Raw genomic sequence first — 16,843 nt, forward strand, 5'->3', positions numbered from 1 at the left:
TCGTCGCGACACCAGGACCCCGCACCGCCCCGAAATCCTACGATGAGTCGTGATGTGGGGTACGACGGGCCCAGGTTACCCGGCCGTTCGCCACCGTCCTCCGCCTCTGCCCCCCGCCGACGCCTTGCACCGTCCCGCCGAGCGGCCCGAGGGCGGACGGATGCGACGGAGACGGCCGACCCGGGTCCACTGCTTACAGCGCGAGTACCGTCAGGACTGTCACTCGCACGTGCGGTGCGCGGGAGCGGCACGTGCGGGGCTGCGGACCAGGACCCGGTGGCGGGGCCGGCGCGTCCAGGGGAGCGGCCATGGCCGCGGTTCCTCGGCGTCGGCGGTCGGGGCGACCCCGCGGGGCAGCCGTGCCCACGGGCCGCCCGCCGCCCGGGACTCCGCGGGAATGCCCCGGACCGGGAACGGGATCGGCGACCGGCCCGGCCGTACGGGCAGGCGGCTGTCCGTCCGCCCGTACGGTCTCTTACTTGCTGTGCACGATCTGGATCAGGTTGCCGCAGGTGTCGTCCAGCACGGCGGTGGTGACCGGGCCCATCTCCAGCGGCTCCTGGGTGAACCGAACCCCGAGCCCGCGCAGCCGGTCGAACTCCGCGCTCACGTCGTCCACGGCGAACGAGGTGGCCGGGATGCCGTCCTCGACCAGCGCCGTCTTGTACGGCTGCACCGCGGGGTGACCGGAGGGCTCCAGCAGCAGCTCGGTCCCCTCCGGGTCCTCGGGCGAGACCACGGTCAGCCACCGGTCCTCGCCCAGCGGGACGTCGTGCTTCTTCACGAAGCCCAGGACGTCCGTGTAGAAGCGGAGGGCCTTCTCCTGGTCGTCCACGAAAACGCTCGACAGGTGGATCCTCATGATGTGCTCTCCGGTCTGTGGGGCCTGAGCCAGCGGGTGGCGATGCGCTCAAGCGGTGCGGTGTTCAGGTCGTGGAACTTGTAGCGGCCCTGGCGCCGTGACACGACCAGGCCGGCGGCTTCCAGCACGGCCAGGTGCTGGCTGATGGCCTGCCGGGACAGCCCCAGGCCGTGTTTCGTCACCAGCCGGGTGCAGATCTCGAACAGGGTCTGGCCGTCCCGCTCCACCAGTTCGTCGAGGATGCGCCTACGGGTCGGGTCGGCCAGGGCCTTGAAAACATCCTCAGCCATGACCCCACCATAGGCAAGTAGTGACTTGCCTATCAAGTGGAGGCCGGATCGGGTCCGCGCGCCGTCGCCCCGTTCGCGGGCGTCGCGGTGACGGGCGCGTGGCGTGCGCCGCGGGGGCACGGCCCGGGCCGAACGGGTGAGGAGGCCCTCCGTCCGCCGGGATGGACCTGCGGGTACCGGGTAGACGGGGTCACATGAGAGCGGGGTGCCGGACCCGGTACGACCTCCGGGTCCGGACCCGGTACGACCCTCCGGCCCTCGGCCCGGTACGACAGCCGGGGTGCCGAACCCGGCCGGACCCAGCGAAGGAAGTGTCATGCCCGGTCTGATCGAACGAATCAAGCGGTTCGCGCGGAGCCCGCAGGGGCGGCGCACCGTCGACCAGGCGCGGCGTGCCGCGTCCGATCCCCGTCGCCGCGCCCAGGCCCGGCAACTCCTGGCCCGGCTGCGCTCGCGCCGCTGACGCCCTTACCTGCCGACGCGCGCGGCCGACGCGCGGCCCGGCGTCGGCGGGTGACCGCTGTTCTCCACCCCGCACCGCCGCGCGGTCGAGGAAAACTCGATTGCAGGTGGCGGCAGCCGGTCTAGCCCGACGCCCCTGTTTCGCGGTCGACTTGGTCGGTATCGTCTGTCATGAGCACGATCGGATCGGCCTCGCCCGCCCAGCGCGGATGACCAGCGAAGTGGAGTTGTGCATGCGGCTTGTCGACGTGCCGTACGGCAACCGTCACGACGGCCCGGGCGGCACCCTCCCGTGAGGCACGGCCGTGGCGCCCACGGCTCGCCGTAGGACTCCGGCCCGCCGGTGCGGCCGCCGGGCGCACGTGTGACAGCGACGGCATCGTCCTTCCGGACCGCCGTCGTGTTTCTGCCTGTTGGCAAACCCCACTCTCAGGAGGTTCGATGCGTCATCTCCGGATCATCATGATGGTCCTGGGCGCGCTCCTCGTCGGCCTGGTCACCGCCCCGTCGGCGCAGGCGGCACCCAACTTCAAGGCGCCCTACCCGTGCGGTCAGAAGTGGACCTACAGCCACCACTCGGCGGAGGTCAGACTCGCGCTGGACTTCGTCCGGGCCGACGGCGGCGCCACCGCGGGCACCCCGGTGCTGGCGTCCGCCTCGGGCACCGCCTACCGCTACTACGAGGCGAACGGCGCCGGGAACTACGTCGTCATCGACCACGGCGGCGGCTGGAAGACGTACTACTTCCACCTGTCGTCCTACGCGATCAGCCACGGACAGGGCGTGGCCCAGGGCCAGACGATCGGCTACACCGGTTCCACCGGCAACAGCTCCGGCGCGCACAACCACTACGAGCAGCTCTACAACGGTGTGGGTCAGACCATCCACATCAACGGCGCCTCGCTGGCCCCGTACCCGGGCTCGTACAACCAGAAGTACCTGACCAGCGACAACGGCTGCGGTGGCGGTGGCGGCAAGTACTGGGTGGACACGTTCGCCAACGCGCCGGGGTACGCCTCGCCGACCAGCACCACCCAGACCGGCACCCTCAACGCGGGCACCAACTACGTGTTCTGCAAGGCGTGGGGCCGTGAGATCCGCGACGGCTCCGGGAGCTTCAACCACTGGTGGCTGAAGACCGACCTGGACGTCGGCCCGGGCGGCCAGTACGTCTCCGCCTACTATCTGTCCCGCTGGGGCAATGACGAGGCGCGCGACAACAGCGGGAATGTGATTCCGGACTGCTGAGCAGGACCCTTTTCTTTTCTTCCCCGCCGTCAGGGACCGGCCGCGGGGAAGGAAAGGGAGGGAAAAGGGAAATGAACGGGCCGCGCGGCGAATCGCTTCTCGCCGCGCGGCCCGACCTGTCAGTCCAGCGTGATCCTCGACGCCGGGTTGAGCTTGATCACGGCCTGGAGGGCCGCGGTGTCGCCGTTGCTGATGATCCCCAGGCAACTGGCGTCGGACGCCACGAGGTCCCGGCTCGTCCCGTCGGCCACCAGGGTGCCGGCCGCGTTGTCGAAGTAGCCGTGGACCGTGCCCGTGAAGTCGGCCGAGCAGGCGAAGCCGGAGACGTGGGCCTTGACGCCGACGACCTCGCCGTTCACCCGGTCCGGGTCGGTGGCGTCCACACCGGTGACGTCGATGGCGTACGGCGTGTCCGAGGCGGTGATGGTGACGCTGAGCCCGAGCGCCGAGCAGCCGGTGAACGACATCGTGTTGAGCTGGCCGATGCCCGTGCCGGACAGGCCCGAGCCGCTTTTGACGGAGCCGGCGACGTCGGCGGAGGTGCAGGAGTGCGTGCCGGAGTCCGTCACCAAGCCCGGGTTGTCGGCGTGTCCGGTGAAGCTGCCGCCCGGCGACACGGTCCAGGTGGCCTGTGCGGCGGCCGAGCTGGGGGCGACGGTGAGGCCGAGGGCCGCGCCGCTGAGGGCGGCAGCGGTGAGGACCGTGCGGGTGACGCGGTGCATGGTTCCGGTTCCCTTCTGCGGGGTTGCCGCGCCCGCGGAAACCGTCCCCGATCGGGCGGCAACCGCAGACGTGGCAAACGTAACGGAAACGTCAGCCGGATTCGCCGGCCGACCGATCGAGCACTGCCTGGAATTTAAGGGCCGGGAAGCGCGGATCGCAATACTCGGCTTGGAATGGAACAAGACAAGTTACCGGGGGTAACAAAGTCGTCCGAGAGTAAGGAAAGGCCGGGGTCCTTGACGGGTGACTGCATTTCGGCGGGGCGGCGTCGGTCGCCCCGCGGGCCCGCAATCCGTGAAGGGTCGAGGCGCGGTGGGCCGGTGGCTGCGGTAGTCGTGAACATTCATGAGCGTGTTCGGTAGGTGGCATGGAGAACGCGCATACCGGTACATGTGCGGCCATGGTGCACCTACCTCATGGTCGTGCTCGTTCACGGGGTCGCGGTCGACGTGCCGACGGGCGCGCCGCGTTCGTGACTCGGGTGGCCTGAAAGCGACACATCGGCCGCCCGCCCGCCGCGCGTCGCCCCGCCGCGAGGACGGCCCGCTAGCGCTGCCCGCCCCGCGGGAGGTCCCTGACGAACACGAGCGCGTCGGCGTCGGTCAGGCGGGCCGGGTCGAAGGGGGCGTAGCCGAACCAGGGGGACACGCGGGGGAGGGGGCGGGGATCGCCCAGGGCGGCGGCCAGCCGGCGCGGGTCGATGACGCAGGCGTCCCCCGGGAGGGCGTACAGGAACCCTTCGAGGGTGTCCGGCGGCGGGGTGTCCACGCCCTGGTGCCGGATCGTGCCGAGGGCCGTGGCCAGGAAGGCGTAGTCCTTTCCCAGGCGGGTGCTGACGATCGCGCCGGCACCCCACCACTCCAGCGGCCGGCCGCCCATCCGCATCGTGCTCCTGTGCCGCTGGAGATGGGTGTTGTGGGCGTGGACCAGTGCCGGGCCCCGTTCGGCGACCGCGAGGAGGTTGTCGGCCATCATCCGGTCCCGCACGCCCACCAGCCGCGTCAGGCGGGCGGGCGAGGTGTCGGCCATCCAGTGGTGGTAGCGCAGCAGACCGGTGGCGGTACGCGCGTACAGGCGCGCCCGGTCGAAGTCCTCCCGTGAGGTCGTCGTCAGCAGGTGCGGGGTCTGCTCGTCCAGCAGTTCCGCCAGGTCGTCGGCGAGCAGCCGCAGCTCCCCGGCTTCCGCCGACCGCCCCACGGATCGCGACGGGTCCGTCATCGCGGCCCGGTCGGTCCACCGGTCGTCGCTGCCGAGCAGGCGGTCGAGCGTTCCCGCGGTGCAGGGGAGCAGGTCCGGGTCGACCCGCAAGGAGAGGTAGTCGTGCAGCGCGGTGAGGACGCGGCGGGGACTCGCGGCTTCCGTGATCTCCAGCGGGCCGTCGAAACCGGCGAAGCGGACCTGCTCGGACGTGGGCCGGCCGTCGTTGTACGCGCGCATCCAGCGCACCAGTTCGCGATTGGCGTCGGACGCACCCCACCCGTGGCTGAACCCGCGCTCCATGACCTCGTCGAGGGTGCCGGCGCCCGAGGTGACGTAGTCGTCCACGACGAGGCCCGCCACACAGTCGCTCTCGATCACGATCGACCGGTAGCCCTCCTGCTCGGCCAACTGCCGGAAGAGGCCGTTCCGTACGTCGAGCAGTGTGTCCTCGCCGTGCGTGGGCTCGCCCAGGGCGAGCAGCCGGGGCCGGGCCGGCAGCAGCCCCATGACGGCGGCGGCATCGACGGGAAGGGCGTCGTTCCTGATGTCTGCGATCATGGTCTCCACGCTATCGTTGAAGCTTCGGTGGAAACTTTTTCGCGAAGACAGCAGCTATACGGCGGTCTCATGGCAGAAAACCTTCAAAGCGGTGTACGGCTCCGGCCGATCGACCTGGCGCGCGGACACGGCCTGTCCACACAGGCGGTCAGGAACTACGAGGACGCCGGCATCCTGCCGCCCGCCGCTCGCACACCCCACGGCTACCGCACCTACACGCCGCTGCACGCGCACGCCCTGCGCGCCTTCCTCGCCCTGGTGCCGGGCCACGGCCACCCCGCGGCGACGTCGATCATGCGGGCGGTGAACGAGGGCACGACCGAGGAGGCGTTCCGCCTCGTCGACGAGAGCCACGCCCAGCTCCTCGACGACCGCCGGACGCTCCAAGCCGTGGAGGGCGCCCTGCGCGACCTGGAGTCCGGGGCGGTGCCGGAGCCCCGCGCCGCCGGCGCGCGCGGCGCGGGCACCGCGCGCACGGTGGCCGACACGTTCATCGGCCCCCTGGCCGGCCGGCTCGGCATCAGGCCCGCCACGTTGCGCACCTGGGAGCGTGCCGGGCTGGTACGCCCCCGCCGTGACCCGCGGACCGGTTACCGCGTCTACGACGAGTCGGACGTCCGGGATGCCCGGCTCACCCACCAACTGAGGCGCGGCGGCTACCTGCTGGAGCAGATCGCCCCGCTGATCGACCAGGTGCGTTCGGCCGGTGGCCCGCAGCCGTTGGAGTCCGCCCTGCGCGACTGGCGCGGCCGGCTGTCCGCCCGCGCGCGGGCGATGCTCGCGGGCGCGGCGGAACTGGACGCCTACCTCCGCGCCCGCGAACGAACCGACTGACGCGGGCCCCGGCCCCGGTCACACGGGCAGGCGGTAGACCGTCCGCCGCTGCCCGTACTCGACCAGCTCGTCGCCGGGCAGCATGCCGACGGCCTCAAGGAGGCTTCGGGAAGACACGTTCGCGTTCTGCGTGACGGCCACCACCGCCTGCGCGCCCGGCAGGCCCCGGGCCCAGCGGATCACCTCGGCGACCGCCTCGCGCCCCAGGCCGCACCCCCACACCTCCGGAAGAAGTGTGTACGAGACCTCCGTCCCGCCCCGGGGAGAACCCGGCTCGACGGTGACCAGCCCGACCACCGCGGACGTCTCCCGCAACTCCACCGCGAACGCCCCGGGTGTGCCCGGCAGACGCGAGCGCCGGATCGCGATCCTGTCCTCGCTCACCGGCCCGCCGAGAAAAAGGCGTGCCCGTTCGTCCCGCCACAGCCGCTCGATCGACGGCAGGTCCGCCGCCGCCACCGGACGCAGCAGCAGCCGAGGCGTGTCCAGGGCGGCGGGCCACCAGGACGGCGCCCCCGCGCGCGGGTGGGAAGTCATCCGCGCCACCCTGACACCGGCCCGCTCACCGACGCGAGACGCCACGCCGCGCCCGCGCGCCCGCCCCGCCCCCGCCGCTCCCGCTCTCCGAGGACGCGGCCGGTTCGTCCCCGCCACGCCGGTGCCGCGGGGCGGCGGCCGGTCCGTACCCACCGCCGCGGCGCCGCGCCGGAACGCCCGGCCCGCACCCACCCCGTGGCACAACGGCCGGTTCGTACCCGCCGCGCACCCCTCCGTACCGGATCGTCCGGGCGTGCGGGGGAAGATGGGTGGGCGATCGAGCGGACCCGATGTGAAGGAGCAGGCGCATGCAGCACGAGCGAGCGGGCCGGCCGGCCGACCCCGAGGACCTGATCGACGTCGCCCGCCTGGTGACGGCGTACTACGCACTGCACCCCGATCCGGCGGACCCCGGCCAACGGGTGGCGTTCGGCACGTCCGGCCACCGCGGATCGTCCCTGGCGGTCTCCTTCAACGAGGACCACATCGCCGCCACCAGCCAGGCCATCTGCGAGTACCGGGCGGCGCAGGGCACCGACGGGCCGCTGTTCCTCGGCGCGGACACGCACGCCCTGTCCGAGCCGGCGAGGGTCACCGCGCTGGAGGTGTTCGCCGCCAACGACGTGACGACCCTGATCGACACCGCGGACGGCTACACCCCCACACCCGCGGTCTCCCACGCCATCCTCACCCACAACCGGGGCCGTGGCCCGGGCCTCGCGGACGGCGTGGTCGTCACCCCCTCGCACAACCCGCCCGCCGACGGCGGCTTCAAGTACAACCCGCCCCACGGCGGTCCGGCCGGCTCGGAGGCCACCGCGTGGATCCAGAACCGCGCCAACGACATCATCACCGAAGGCCTGAAGGACGTACGGCGCGTCCCGTACGCCAGGGCGCTCGCCGCTCCCGGCACCGGCCGTCACGACTTCCTGGGCGCGTACGTCTCGGACCTGCCCGCCGTGCTGGACCTCGACGCGGTCCGGGCGGCCGGCGTGCGCATCGGCGCCGACCCGCTGGGCGGCGCGTCCGTCGACTACTGGGGCCGCATCGCCGAACAGCACCGCCTCGACCTGACCGTGGTCAACCCGCGCACCGACCCCACCTGGCGGTTCATGACGCTGGACTGGGACGGCAGGATCCGCATGGACTGCTCGTCGCCGTACGCGATGGCCTCGCTCATCGAGCAGCGCGACGGGTTCCGGATCGCCACCGGCAACGACGCCGACGCCGACCGGCACGGCATCGTCACCCCGGACGCCGGGCTGATGAACCCCAACCACTATCTCGCCGCCGCCATCTCCTATCTCTACGCCCACCGCACCGGCTGGCCCGCCGACGCGGGCGTGGGCAAGACGCTCGTCTCCTCCGGCATGATCGACCGCGTCGCCGCGGGCCTCGGCCGCCGCCTGGTCGAAGTCCCCGTCGGATTCAAGTGGTTCGTGGACGGGCTGGCCGACGGCTCGCTCGGCTTCGGCGGCGAGGAATCCGCGGGCGCATCGTTCCTGCGCCGCGACGGATCGGTGTGGACCACCGACAAGGACGGCATCGTCCTGGCCCTGCTCGCCTCCGAGATCACCGCCGTCACCGGCAAGACCCCCTCCGAGCACTACGCCGCTCTCACCGCCCGCTTCGGGGCGCCCGCCTACGCCCGCATCGACGCGCCCGCGACCCGCGAGGAGAAGGCCCGCCTCGCCGCACTGTCCCCGGCCCGGGTCACCGCCGACACCCTCGCCGGGGAGCCGGTCACGTCCGTGCTGACCGAGGCACCGGGCAACGGCGCGCCCATCGGCGGCCTCAAGGTGGCCACGGAGAACGCCTGGTTCGCGGCCCGCCCGTCCGGCACGGAGGACGTCTACAAGATCTACGCGGAGTCGTTCCGGGGCCCCGACCACCTCCGGCAGGTCCAGGAGGAGGCCCGGGGCGTCGTCCTTGGGGCACTGGCCGACTGAGGCCGGGCGCCCGGCCTCGTCGCGCGGGGCGCCGGGGCGGGGTCCGGCCGTCACGGTTCCGGAGCCCGCCCGCGCGACGGACCGGTCCGGGACTCCGCACGCACGGCGGACACGGCGCCGGACCCCGCCCGCAGGCCCAGGACCGAGACCGGCAGCGACACGGTTCCGGAGCCCGCCCGCACGGCCACGGGCGTACCCCGACATGTCGGTGCGCCGATGCCGGGAGGGTGCCGTCAGGCGATCGACGCGGAGATGACGGCGGACACGGCGAGGTTGCAGGACGCCGTCACCCACACCGCGGGGTGGGGCTCGGGCTCGACCAGCGTCGCGCCCAGCCGCCCCGGCGTGATCAGGTCCACCACCAGGAACGCCAACGCCATCATCACCAGCCCCAGCAGCCCGAACGCCGCGGTCGACGCGAGGCCCTTGCCGAAGTCCTCGTACGTCGTCCAGATCGACGTGAACACGATGCCGCCGATGCCGAGCAGCGCGGAGCTGAGCACCAGGGAGGCGTTGCGGTTGCGCTCCTCCCAGATCTGCTTGCCCAGCTTGCCGGGGGTGAGCACGTCGACCAGCACGATGCCGAGGACCAGCAGGACGAGGCCGAGCGCGCCGTACGTGGTGGCCCGTCCGAGTCCGTTGACGATGTCGCTCATGGGGTGCCCGGCTCCATAACGTAAGGGATCGTTGAATGATCGCGGTCAAGGTGACGCAAAATGTAGCGCACCAGGCCCCCGACCCGGTCGGCCACCCGGGTTGCGGATGGCCGACCGGGCCCGACGTCAGCGCGGCTGCCGCTCCCGGGCGGCCGTCTCTAGCAGCAGTTTCGCGGCCACCGCCGCCCCGTCCGTGCGGATCGTGCCGGCCACGGCCGCCGCCCGCGCACGGGTCCCGGGCGCCAGGGCCGTGGCGAGCGCGGCCGACAGGGAGCCGAGGGTCGGCGTCGGCCCGTCGTGTGCCGCGCCGATGCCCAACTCGGCCACCCTCGCCGCCCAGTACGGCTGGTCCGCGATCTGCGGCACCACCACCTGCGGGGCACCGGCCGCGGTCGCCGTCGTCGTGGTGCCCGCGCCACCGTGATGCACGACGGCGGCCACCCTCCCGAACAGCGCCCGGTGACTGACCTCGCCGACGACGAAGCAGTCGTCCCCCTCGTCCGTCCGGGCCAGGTCCGCCCAGCCGCGGGCGAGCAGGACCCGGCGGCCCCGTGCGCGGACCGCTTCGGTGACCACGCGGGCGAGGCCGGGGGAGGAACGCATGGCCATGCTGCCGAAGCCCACGTACACCGGCGGCTCACCGGCCGCCAGGAACGCCTCCAGGTCTGCGGGGAGCGGACGTTCGTCCGGCAGGAGCCACGCCCCGGTCTGCACCAGGTCGAGATGCGTCAGGTCCGCCCACGGCGCCAGGACCGGGTCGGCCGCCAGCAACGCCCGGCCACCGTGGACATGGGCGCGCACGTCGTCCACCGGCGGCAGACCGAGCGCCGCCCGGCGGGTGTTGAGGGGCTCGGCGTACATCGCGTTCACACGCTGGGCGTCCTCCTCCCACAGCACCTCCAGGTCGGTCTCCTCCGGCGAGGACTGCCGTCCCGGCCGCCGTCCCGGCGGGAAGTGCGGGGACGGCAGGCCGAAGGTGTGGAAGCACGCGAACAGGCAGGGAACGCCCAGGTGTTCGGCCACCGAGCGCACGCCGGCCGGCATCAGGCCGGTCGCCAGCAGCACATCGCATCCCTCGGCCGCCGCCGCGGTGAGCGTGTCGAACCGCGCGTTCACCAGGTCGGCAGCCAGCCGGAACGCGTCCTCCGTCGTGGGCGGCCTCTCCCGGGACACCACCGAGCGCACCGTCGGACCGAGCGGTACCAGCGGCACGCCGACCCCGGCCAGCAGCGCCGCGAACTCCTCGTCCGGCGGCGCGCACACCCCTACCTCCGCACCGAGTTCCCGCACTCGCACCGCGAGCGCCGCAAGCGGCTCGACGTCCCCGCGCGATCCCCACGTCGACAACAGCACACGCATGACACAACCCCGTTTTCCCTGGTCCCGGCTTCGGCCGCCCATCCTGGAGCACGACCGGGGCCTTGCCGCAAGCCCCCCGGTGCGCTATAGCTTGGTAGTGGCGAGGAGATCCATCTCCTCGTTCTTTTTTTGTACGCACCGGTCCACTCAACCCCAACTCGTACAACGCGACACCCGCCCCGGTAGGCACCGAGGTCGGTGCGCTGGTGGCAACCTGGGACAACGACGCGTCGACTGGGTGTGCACCGGCACGATGATCGACGCGGACACCTTCCTGACCGCGTCCCACTGCACTACGGACTGGCCCGACAACGTCCGCTTCTACGTGTCGCTCGACCAGGACGTGCAGGCCGGGCTGGACGCCGCCGAGAAGAGATACCCCGGCGACCCGGCCGCCCAGGCGAACGCCGTCGCCGTGCAGGGGCGGGCGCACACCCACCCCGACTATCCGGGCCCTGCCTCCGACCCGCACGACATCGCCGTCGTCGAACTACCCGCCACGAAGACGAAAACGCGCTGGTCCTTCACCCCGGCCACCCTGCCCACCGCCGGCCAACTGAGCGCCCTCGGCCCGCAGAAGCTCAACTCCACCGACTGGACCGTCGCCGGATACGGCACCCGGGAAGCGGTGAACGGACCGGGCGGCCGGACCCACCCGGGCGGCGGCGTCCGCAGGAAGGCCCCGGTGACCTTCGACGCCCTCAACGACGCCTGGGCACGCCTGGCCATGACCGCCCCCCAGGGCAACGGCGGCGCCTGCTACGGCGACTCCGGCGGGCCCAACTTCGCCCTCATCGGGGGCAGGCGCATCCTCGCGGCCACCACCATCACCGGCGACACCCCGTGCTACGCCACGAATGTCACCTACCGCCTGGACACGCCCGGCGCGCGGGCTTTCCTGTCACCGTTCGTCCAGCTCCCGTAGGCCGTACGGCACACGTCCTCTCCCGCGCGACGGTCGCGCGCGTGCGCGTCCCTGTGCGCGGGTGAGGACGAGGGGGGCCGCCGACGCGTCGCCCCGCGGCCGGCGGGCACGGGACGTACCGTGGGGTCGATGGCGCAGGCCGACCGTGCTGGACCGATCCGTGGTGGTGCCATGTGCTGGAGCGCGAAGGCCGACCTCGTGGCGGGCGCCGCCGTCGCCGCCGCGGGCGCGGCCTGCCTGACCCGCGTCCGACGGCGCCGAGACCTGCCGCTGGCCACGCTGCCATTGCTGCTCGGGGCCCATCAGATCATCGAGGCGGCCGTATGGACCTCCGACGGGGGCACGGGGCCGGCCACCCTCGCCTGGGCCGTCCTCGCTCTGCCCCTGCTCGCCGTGTGGGTGCCGGCGGGTGTGCTGTGCGCCGCGCCGCGACATGCCCGGCGCCGGCTGATCCCGCTGCTCGCGGTCGGCGCCGCGACGGCGGCGGCACTCGGCCTCGCCCTGGCCGAAAGCCCGGTCACGGCCGATGTCCGCGGCCACACCGTGGGCTACGTCCTGGACCTGCACCACCCCCGCCTCCTGGTCGCCGGCTACCTGCTGGCCACGGTCGGCTCGCTGCTGCTCTCCGGCGACCGCGGGCTGCTGGTCCTGGGGATCGTGCTCGGCGCCGGGGCACTGCTGAGCTGGTCGCTGTGGCGGCTGGAGTTCGTGTCCACCTGGTGCGCCGTCGCCGCCGTGTGCTCGGTGGCACTGCTCGGCTGGGTCCGCCGCCGAGCCGCGGAGCCGGGGCACGCGCCCGTGGACGGCAGGCCGGCCCGGCCCGGCTGACGGTCGTCGGACAGGGGCCGGGACAGGCCTGCGCGCGGGCGACGGGCCCCCGGGAACCCTCCGCCGCACCGGAGGCGGAGGTCACGCGTCCGGCGCGGGCCACGGACCGACCGGCATGATCACGCCATACAGCACCGGCCTGATCCCGGGGCTCCCGGCACCGGTCTGACACGGGCCGGTACCGCCCTCTCCAGGAACTATGTACGCGTCACGTACACGGTGTTGGTCGACGTGCCGCCCTGGAGCGGGTTGTCGAAGTCCACGATGTGGGCCTCGGCCGTGGCGAAGACGTCGGCCAGGACGGCCGTGAACTGCTCGTCCGGCGGGTCGTTGGACCACAGCGCGAAGACCCCGCCGGGCAGCAGGTGCCGCCCGAGCGCCCGCAGCCCCTCGGGGCGGTAGAGCGCGGCGTGCCGGGGGTTGAGCACATGACGCGGTGAGTGGTCGATGTCCAGCAGGACGGCGTGAAAACGCCGTCCCGGTGTCCGCGGGTCCAGGCCCGCCGGGTCGCCGACGGCCTCGAAGAAGTCGGCGTGCACCAGGCGGCAGCGGGGATCGTCGGCCACGCGTGCGCCGAGCGGCACGAGATGCCGCTCGTGCCAGTCGATCACCTCACCGAGCGCCTCCACGACGACCAGCGACCGCACCCGCGGGTCGTCGAGCGCGGCCACGGCGGTGTATCCGAGGCCGAGCCCGCCGACCACGACGTCCAGCTCACCGACAGCACCGGACAGCTCCGCCCCGGCCCCCTCGGCCCCCGGCAGCTCCGCGAGGCCCAGCCGGGTCAGCTCGACCTCCCCGGCGGTGAACAGGCTGGACATCAGGAACTCGTCGCCGAGTTTCACCTCGTAGACGTCGTCGTCCGAGCCGGGGGAGCGGCGGCGCCGCAGGCTGAGGTCGCCCAGCCGGGTCGGGCGCCAGTCGATCTCCTCGAAGCGCGCACTCACGGGTGTTCCTCGTCTCCGCCCCGGCCGGGGCCGGGGCTTTCAGGATGGTCGGCGGCGGCCCGGCCGGCCCTCAGGCGTCGATGATGACGGGAATGATGAGCGGCCTGCGGCGATGGGTGCGGAACGCCCAGTTGGCCACCGCGCGGGCGATGAGCTGCTCCAGCTGGTGCGCGTCGCCGACACCTTCCTCGGCGGCGGTGGCCAGCGTCTTCTTGATGACGGGGATCACCGACTCGAACGTGGACTCGTCGTGCACGAAGCCCCGGGCCAGGAAGTCGGGCGGCTCGGCAAGCGCACCCGTGTCGGCGTCCACGATCGCCACGACCGTGACCACGCCCTCGGAGGCCAGGGTCAGACGGTCCTTGAGGGAGGCCTCGGTGGCGCCGCCCACCTCCATGCCGTCCACGTAGACGTTGCCCGCGGGCACCTTGCCGGTGATGGTGGCGCGCCCGTTCACGAGGTCGACCACGACACCGTCCTCGGCGATGACGACCCGCTCCGGGTCGACACCCGTACGGATGGCCAGGTCGCCGTTGGCCCGTAGATGGCGCCACTCGCCGTGCACCGGCATGACGTTGCGGGGCTTGACGATGTTGTAGCAGTAGACGAGCTCCCCGGCGCTGGCGTGCCCCGAGACGTGCACCTTGGCGTTGCCCTTGTGGACGACGTGGGCGCCCCACCGGGTCAGCCCGTTGATCACCCGGTAGATGGCGTTCTCGTTGCCGGGGATGAGGGAGCTGGCGAGCAGGACGGTGTCGCCCTCGCCGATCCGGATCATGTGGTCGCGGTTGGCCATCCGTGACAGCGCCGCCATCGGCTCGCCCTGGGAGCCCGTGCAGACCAGGGTCACCCGGTGGTCGGGCAGCTTCTCCAGCTCCTTGGTGGACACGACCAGTCCGGACGGCACCTTCAGGTAGCCCAGCTCGCGGGCGATGCCCATGTTGCGGACCATCGAGCGGCCCACGAACGCGACCTTGCGGCCGTGCTGGTGCGCGGCGTCCAGGACCTGCTGGATGCGGTGCACATGGCTGGCGAAGCTGGAGACGATGACGCGGCGCGGCGCGGTCCGCATCACCTGCTCGATCGCCGGGTTCAACTCCCGCTCGGAAGTGGTGAACCCGGGCACCTCGGCGTTGGTGGAGTCCGTGAGGAAAAGGTCCACGCCCTCCTCGCCGAGCCGCGCGAACGCCCGCAGGTCGGTGATGCGGTCGTCCAGCGGGAACTGGTCCATCTTGAAGTCACCGGTGTGCAGGACCAGTCCGGCAGCGGTGCGGACGGCCACGGCGAGACTGTCCGGGATGGAGTGGTTCACGGCGACGAACTCGCAGTCGAACGGCCCGAAGGTGCGCCGGTCGTTCTCCTTCACCCGCACCGTCCGGGGCCGGATGCCGTGCTCCTTGAGCTTGGCCTCCAGGAACGCAAGGGTGAGCTTCGAACCGACGACGGGAATGTCCGACCGCTCCCGCAGCAGGTACGGGACGGCGCCGATGTGATCCTCGTGGCCGTGGGTCAGCACCACGGCCACGATGTCGTCCAGACGGTCCCGGATGGAGGTGAAGTCGGGAAGGATCACGTCCACGCCGGGCTGTGTCTCTTCGGGGAACAGCACGCCACAGTCGATGACGAGCAGTTTGCCGGCGTGCTCGAAGACGGTCATGTTGCGGCCGATCTCGCCGAGGCCGCCCAGGGCGACGACCCTCAAGCCTCCGGCGGGCAGTGGCGGGGCGGGCTTCAGGCCGGGATGCGGGTGACTCATACCGTGACGCTACCGGAGGGCCGCCGGGTGATCCATTACCGGCATACGCATCACGCCGCCACCGGCGTTCACGACTGGTGCCGGACCGGGCCGCGTCCACCGTCCGCGGCCACGGACTCCGGCGTGCTGCGTCGCCCGGCGACCCTGCCTCCACGCGAACTCGAAAGGCCGTCCACGCCGCACGGAACCGGCTTCTCGCGGCGGGACTCTCGCGTTAGGTTGGAGATCAAGGGCTGGACCTCCGCCGTCGGCCCCGCCTCGGGCCACAGCGGCCGGGGAGCTCCCGCGCCGGTACCTCGGCGGCGTCGTTCCCCAGCGGCCGCCGGCCGCGGCCCGCGAGGCCGTCTCCTCCCCGACAGCGGGTCTCGCGGGCCCCCAGGACCCCGGCGCAGCCCTGACGTCGTCCGCCCGTACCGAGCGCGCAAGGAGCCCGCATGCCGCCCTCGACCTCGTCCCCCGACGCAGCCACCCGCGTCGCGCCGGAGACCGACGACCTCCTGGACGCCGCGTTACGCCACGTCGGCACCCTGCGGGCCGCCCGCCCCACGCTGGGCATCGTGCGCGGCTGGAGCCGCGGCGAGCGGGAACGGGCCCGGCAGTTGCGCATCGGTCTCGACGAACGGCACGTCCGCAGCACGGAGTTGAACCCCGTGGCCGAGGCGGGCCGGCGTGACGGCCGGGGGCGCGGCCCCCGCCCGCCGGTCGACCTGCTCGTGTACGCCGGGGGATCCCAGCCGGAGCAGGCCATGCGGGCCGCCGCCCTGTGGGACCTGCCGCTGCTCCTCGACCGTCCGGCGGGACGCCGGAGCGGCAGCGATCCCGACACGGCGGACACGCATCGCAGGGCAGTGGCCGGCATCCATCTCGCCGACGGCGGCTTCGCGGTGGCGGTACGCGAGGCCGTCCTGGTCTCGCTGCAGCCGCACCCGGGCCATGCCCGCCTCATCCTCGACAACGAGAAGATCACCGCCCCGGGCGACCGGCCCCTGTGCTTGACCCTGACCGACGAGGGCCTGCTGGAGGCACGCGGCGACTCCTTCGGTCTGCGCCGCATCCGCCGCCTGCGCTTCGAACGCGCCTGGGGCGCCTACCGGCTGGAAGTGGACGGCGTACCCTCCCGCGACGTACGCGCCCCCCTGCGCATCGAGGCCCTGCCCGGCCGTCTCCACCTCCTGCACCCCTGAGGCCGGCACGGGGGAAGGGCGCCGGCCGCCGCCCGCACGGCAGAGCGGAGTCTCCGCGTGTTCGCCCGTGCCGTCGAGAGCGACGGCAGTGGTGAACCGCCATGACGCGGGCCCGCTCGGGGACGCGACGGATGACCGCCCGGCAGGCCGACGACACCGCCACCCCCCAACGGCAAGGCCCGCCCGCCCCTCGTCCGGGGGATCGCCACCGCCGTCCGTCAGCGTGCGCCGAGCACGTTCCCCAGGACGCCCAGGCCGAATCCGCAGGCGAGGACCAGGCAGGCGCACACGGTGTGCCGTCTGAGCAGGGCGCGGCGGAGGGCGGCGTACCGGGCCTCGTACTCTTGGCGCAGTTCGGCGGCCCGCCGGACGGTGTCCTGGAGCATGCGGCGGGTGAAGTCGAGGCGGTGGTGGACGTACTGGCGGGTGAGGTCCTCCGCCTGGACGCCGGTCAGCCACGGCAGGCCGGCGCGCAGTTCCTCGGCCTCGCGGAGCGCCTGGTCCCGGTGGGCCCGCGCCATGAGG

Annotated in this window: 17 protein-coding genes; 7 read left to right on the forward strand and 10 right to left on the reverse strand. The window is 72.8% G+C overall.

Annotated elements, in window-relative coordinates; translation table 11 throughout:
• Window positions 1-475: 475 nt before the first annotated feature.
• A complete protein-coding gene (locus ABZ354_RS10455; protein WP_358655063.1) occupies window positions 476-862 on the reverse strand; it encodes a VOC family protein in 387 nt (128 codons plus the stop codon).
• Window positions 859-1,152 (reverse strand): metalloregulator ArsR/SmtB family transcription factor, encoded by a 294-nt coding sequence (locus tag ABZ354_RS10460; RefSeq protein ID WP_358655065.1) that lies wholly within the window; start codon window positions 1,150-1,152, stop codon window positions 859-861. Before ABZ354_RS10460 ends, ABZ354_RS10455 begins: the two co-directional genes overlap by 4 nt.
• Window positions 1,153-1,468: 316 nt before the next feature.
• Between ABZ354_RS10460 and ABZ354_RS10465 the strand changes: the two genes are divergently transcribed.
• Complete coding sequence (locus ABZ354_RS10465) at window positions 1,469-1,615, forward strand: hypothetical protein (RefSeq protein ID WP_358655067.1); 147 nt, start codon at window positions 1,469-1,471, stop codon at window positions 1,613-1,615.
• Window positions 1,616-2,055: 440 nt separating this feature from the next.
• Window positions 2,056-2,862 (forward strand): M23 family metallopeptidase, encoded by an 807-nt coding sequence (locus ABZ354_RS10470; RefSeq protein ID WP_358655069.1) that lies wholly within the window; start codon window positions 2,056-2,058, stop codon window positions 2,860-2,862.
• Window positions 2,863-2,981: 119 nt separating this feature from the next.
• Here the strand turns inward: ABZ354_RS10470 and ABZ354_RS10475 are convergent, their stop codons facing one another.
• Together ABZ354_RS10475 and ABZ354_RS10480 are read right to left on the reverse strand one after the other, a co-directional pair.
• On the reverse strand, window positions 2,982-3,584 hold the full coding sequence (locus tag ABZ354_RS10475) for a hypothetical protein (protein WP_358655071.1): 603 nt from the start codon (window positions 3,582-3,584) through the stop codon (window positions 2,982-2,984).
• Between the two features lie 547 nt (window positions 3,585-4,131).
• Window positions 4,132-5,343: an erythromycin esterase family protein gene (locus ABZ354_RS10480; protein WP_358655073.1), complete on the reverse strand. Its 1,212-nt coding sequence runs from the start codon at window positions 5,341-5,343 to the stop codon at window positions 4,132-4,134.
• Window positions 5,344-5,412: 69 nt separating this feature from the next.
• On the opposite strand from ABZ354_RS10480, the gene ABZ354_RS10485 reads away from it, so the two are divergent.
• On the forward strand, window positions 5,413-6,177 hold the full coding sequence (locus ABZ354_RS10485; RefSeq protein WP_358655075.1) for a TioE family transcriptional regulator: 765 nt from the start codon (window positions 5,413-5,415) through the stop codon (window positions 6,175-6,177).
• An 18-nt stretch (window positions 6,178-6,195) separates the two neighbouring features.
• Here ABZ354_RS10485 and ABZ354_RS10490 read toward each other — a convergent pair whose 3' ends face one another.
• Window positions 6,196-6,714: a GNAT family N-acetyltransferase gene (locus tag ABZ354_RS10490; RefSeq protein ID WP_358655077.1), complete on the reverse strand. Its 519-nt coding sequence runs from the start codon at window positions 6,712-6,714 to the stop codon at window positions 6,196-6,198.
• A gap of 308 nt (window positions 6,715-7,022) precedes the next feature.
• On the opposite strand from ABZ354_RS10490, the gene pgm reads away from it, so the two are divergent.
• Complete coding sequence (gene pgm, locus ABZ354_RS10495; RefSeq protein WP_358655079.1) at window positions 7,023-8,663, forward strand: phosphoglucomutase (alpha-D-glucose-1,6-bisphosphate-dependent); 1,641 nt, start codon at window positions 7,023-7,025, stop codon at window positions 8,661-8,663.
• A 233-nt stretch (window positions 8,664-8,896) separates the two neighbouring features.
• Here the strand turns inward: pgm and ABZ354_RS10500 are convergent, their stop codons facing one another.
• Together ABZ354_RS10500 and ABZ354_RS10505 are read right to left on the reverse strand one after the other, a co-directional pair.
• Window positions 8,897-9,319, reverse strand: a complete 423-nt coding sequence (locus ABZ354_RS10500; RefSeq protein WP_358655081.1) for a DUF350 domain-containing protein — start codon at window positions 9,317-9,319, stop codon at window positions 8,897-8,899.
• Between the two features lie 126 nt (window positions 9,320-9,445).
• Window positions 9,446-10,678, reverse strand: coding sequence for a glycosyltransferase (locus ABZ354_RS10505; RefSeq protein WP_358655083.1), 1,233 nt, complete (start codon window positions 10,676-10,678; stop codon window positions 9,446-9,448).
• Window positions 10,679-10,931: 253 nt separating this feature from the next.
• Here ABZ354_RS10505 and ABZ354_RS10510 point away from each other — a divergent pair, with 253 nt between their 5' ends.
• Together ABZ354_RS10510 and ABZ354_RS10515 are read left to right on the forward strand one after the other, a co-directional pair.
• Complete coding sequence (locus tag ABZ354_RS10510) at window positions 10,932-11,603, forward strand: trypsin-like serine protease (RefSeq protein WP_358655085.1); 672 nt, start codon at window positions 10,932-10,934, stop codon at window positions 11,601-11,603.
• 171 nt (window positions 11,604-11,774) lie between these two features.
• The gene (locus tag ABZ354_RS10515) at window positions 11,775-12,431 is read left to right on the forward strand and encodes a DUF6629 family protein (RefSeq protein ID WP_358655385.1); all 657 of its coding nucleotides are present in this window, start codon (window positions 11,775-11,777) and stop codon (window positions 12,429-12,431) included.
• A gap of 197 nt (window positions 12,432-12,628) precedes the next feature.
• On the opposite strand, the gene ABZ354_RS10520 is transcribed toward ABZ354_RS10515, so the two are convergent.
• A complete protein-coding gene (locus tag ABZ354_RS10520) occupies window positions 12,629-13,378 on the reverse strand; it encodes a spermidine synthase (protein WP_358655087.1) in 750 nt (249 codons plus the stop codon).
• A gap of 70 nt (window positions 13,379-13,448) precedes the next feature.
• The gene (locus ABZ354_RS10525) at window positions 13,449-15,134 is read right to left on the reverse strand and encodes a ribonuclease J (RefSeq protein ID WP_358655089.1); all 1,686 of its coding nucleotides are present in this window, start codon (window positions 15,132-15,134) and stop codon (window positions 13,449-13,451) included.
• Between the two features lie 434 nt (window positions 15,135-15,568).
• Between ABZ354_RS10525 and ABZ354_RS10530 the strand changes: the two genes are divergently transcribed.
• Window positions 15,569-16,318 carry a hypothetical protein gene (locus ABZ354_RS10530; RefSeq protein ID WP_358655091.1) on the forward strand — a complete coding sequence of 250 codons (750 nt, stop codon included), beginning with the start codon at window positions 15,569-15,571 and terminating at the stop codon, window positions 16,316-16,318.
• A gap of 218 nt (window positions 16,319-16,536) precedes the next feature.
• Here the strand turns inward: ABZ354_RS10530 and ABZ354_RS10535 are convergent, their stop codons facing one another.
• Complete coding sequence (locus tag ABZ354_RS10535) at window positions 16,537-16,839, reverse strand: hypothetical protein (RefSeq protein WP_358655387.1); 303 nt, start codon at window positions 16,837-16,839, stop codon at window positions 16,537-16,539.
• Between the last annotated feature and the right edge of the window lie 4 nt (window positions 16,840-16,843).

The sequence above is a fragment of the Streptomyces sp. NPDC005925 genome, assembly GCF_040638805.1.
Lineage (GTDB): Bacteria > Actinomycetota > Actinomycetes > Streptomycetales > Streptomycetaceae > Streptomyces.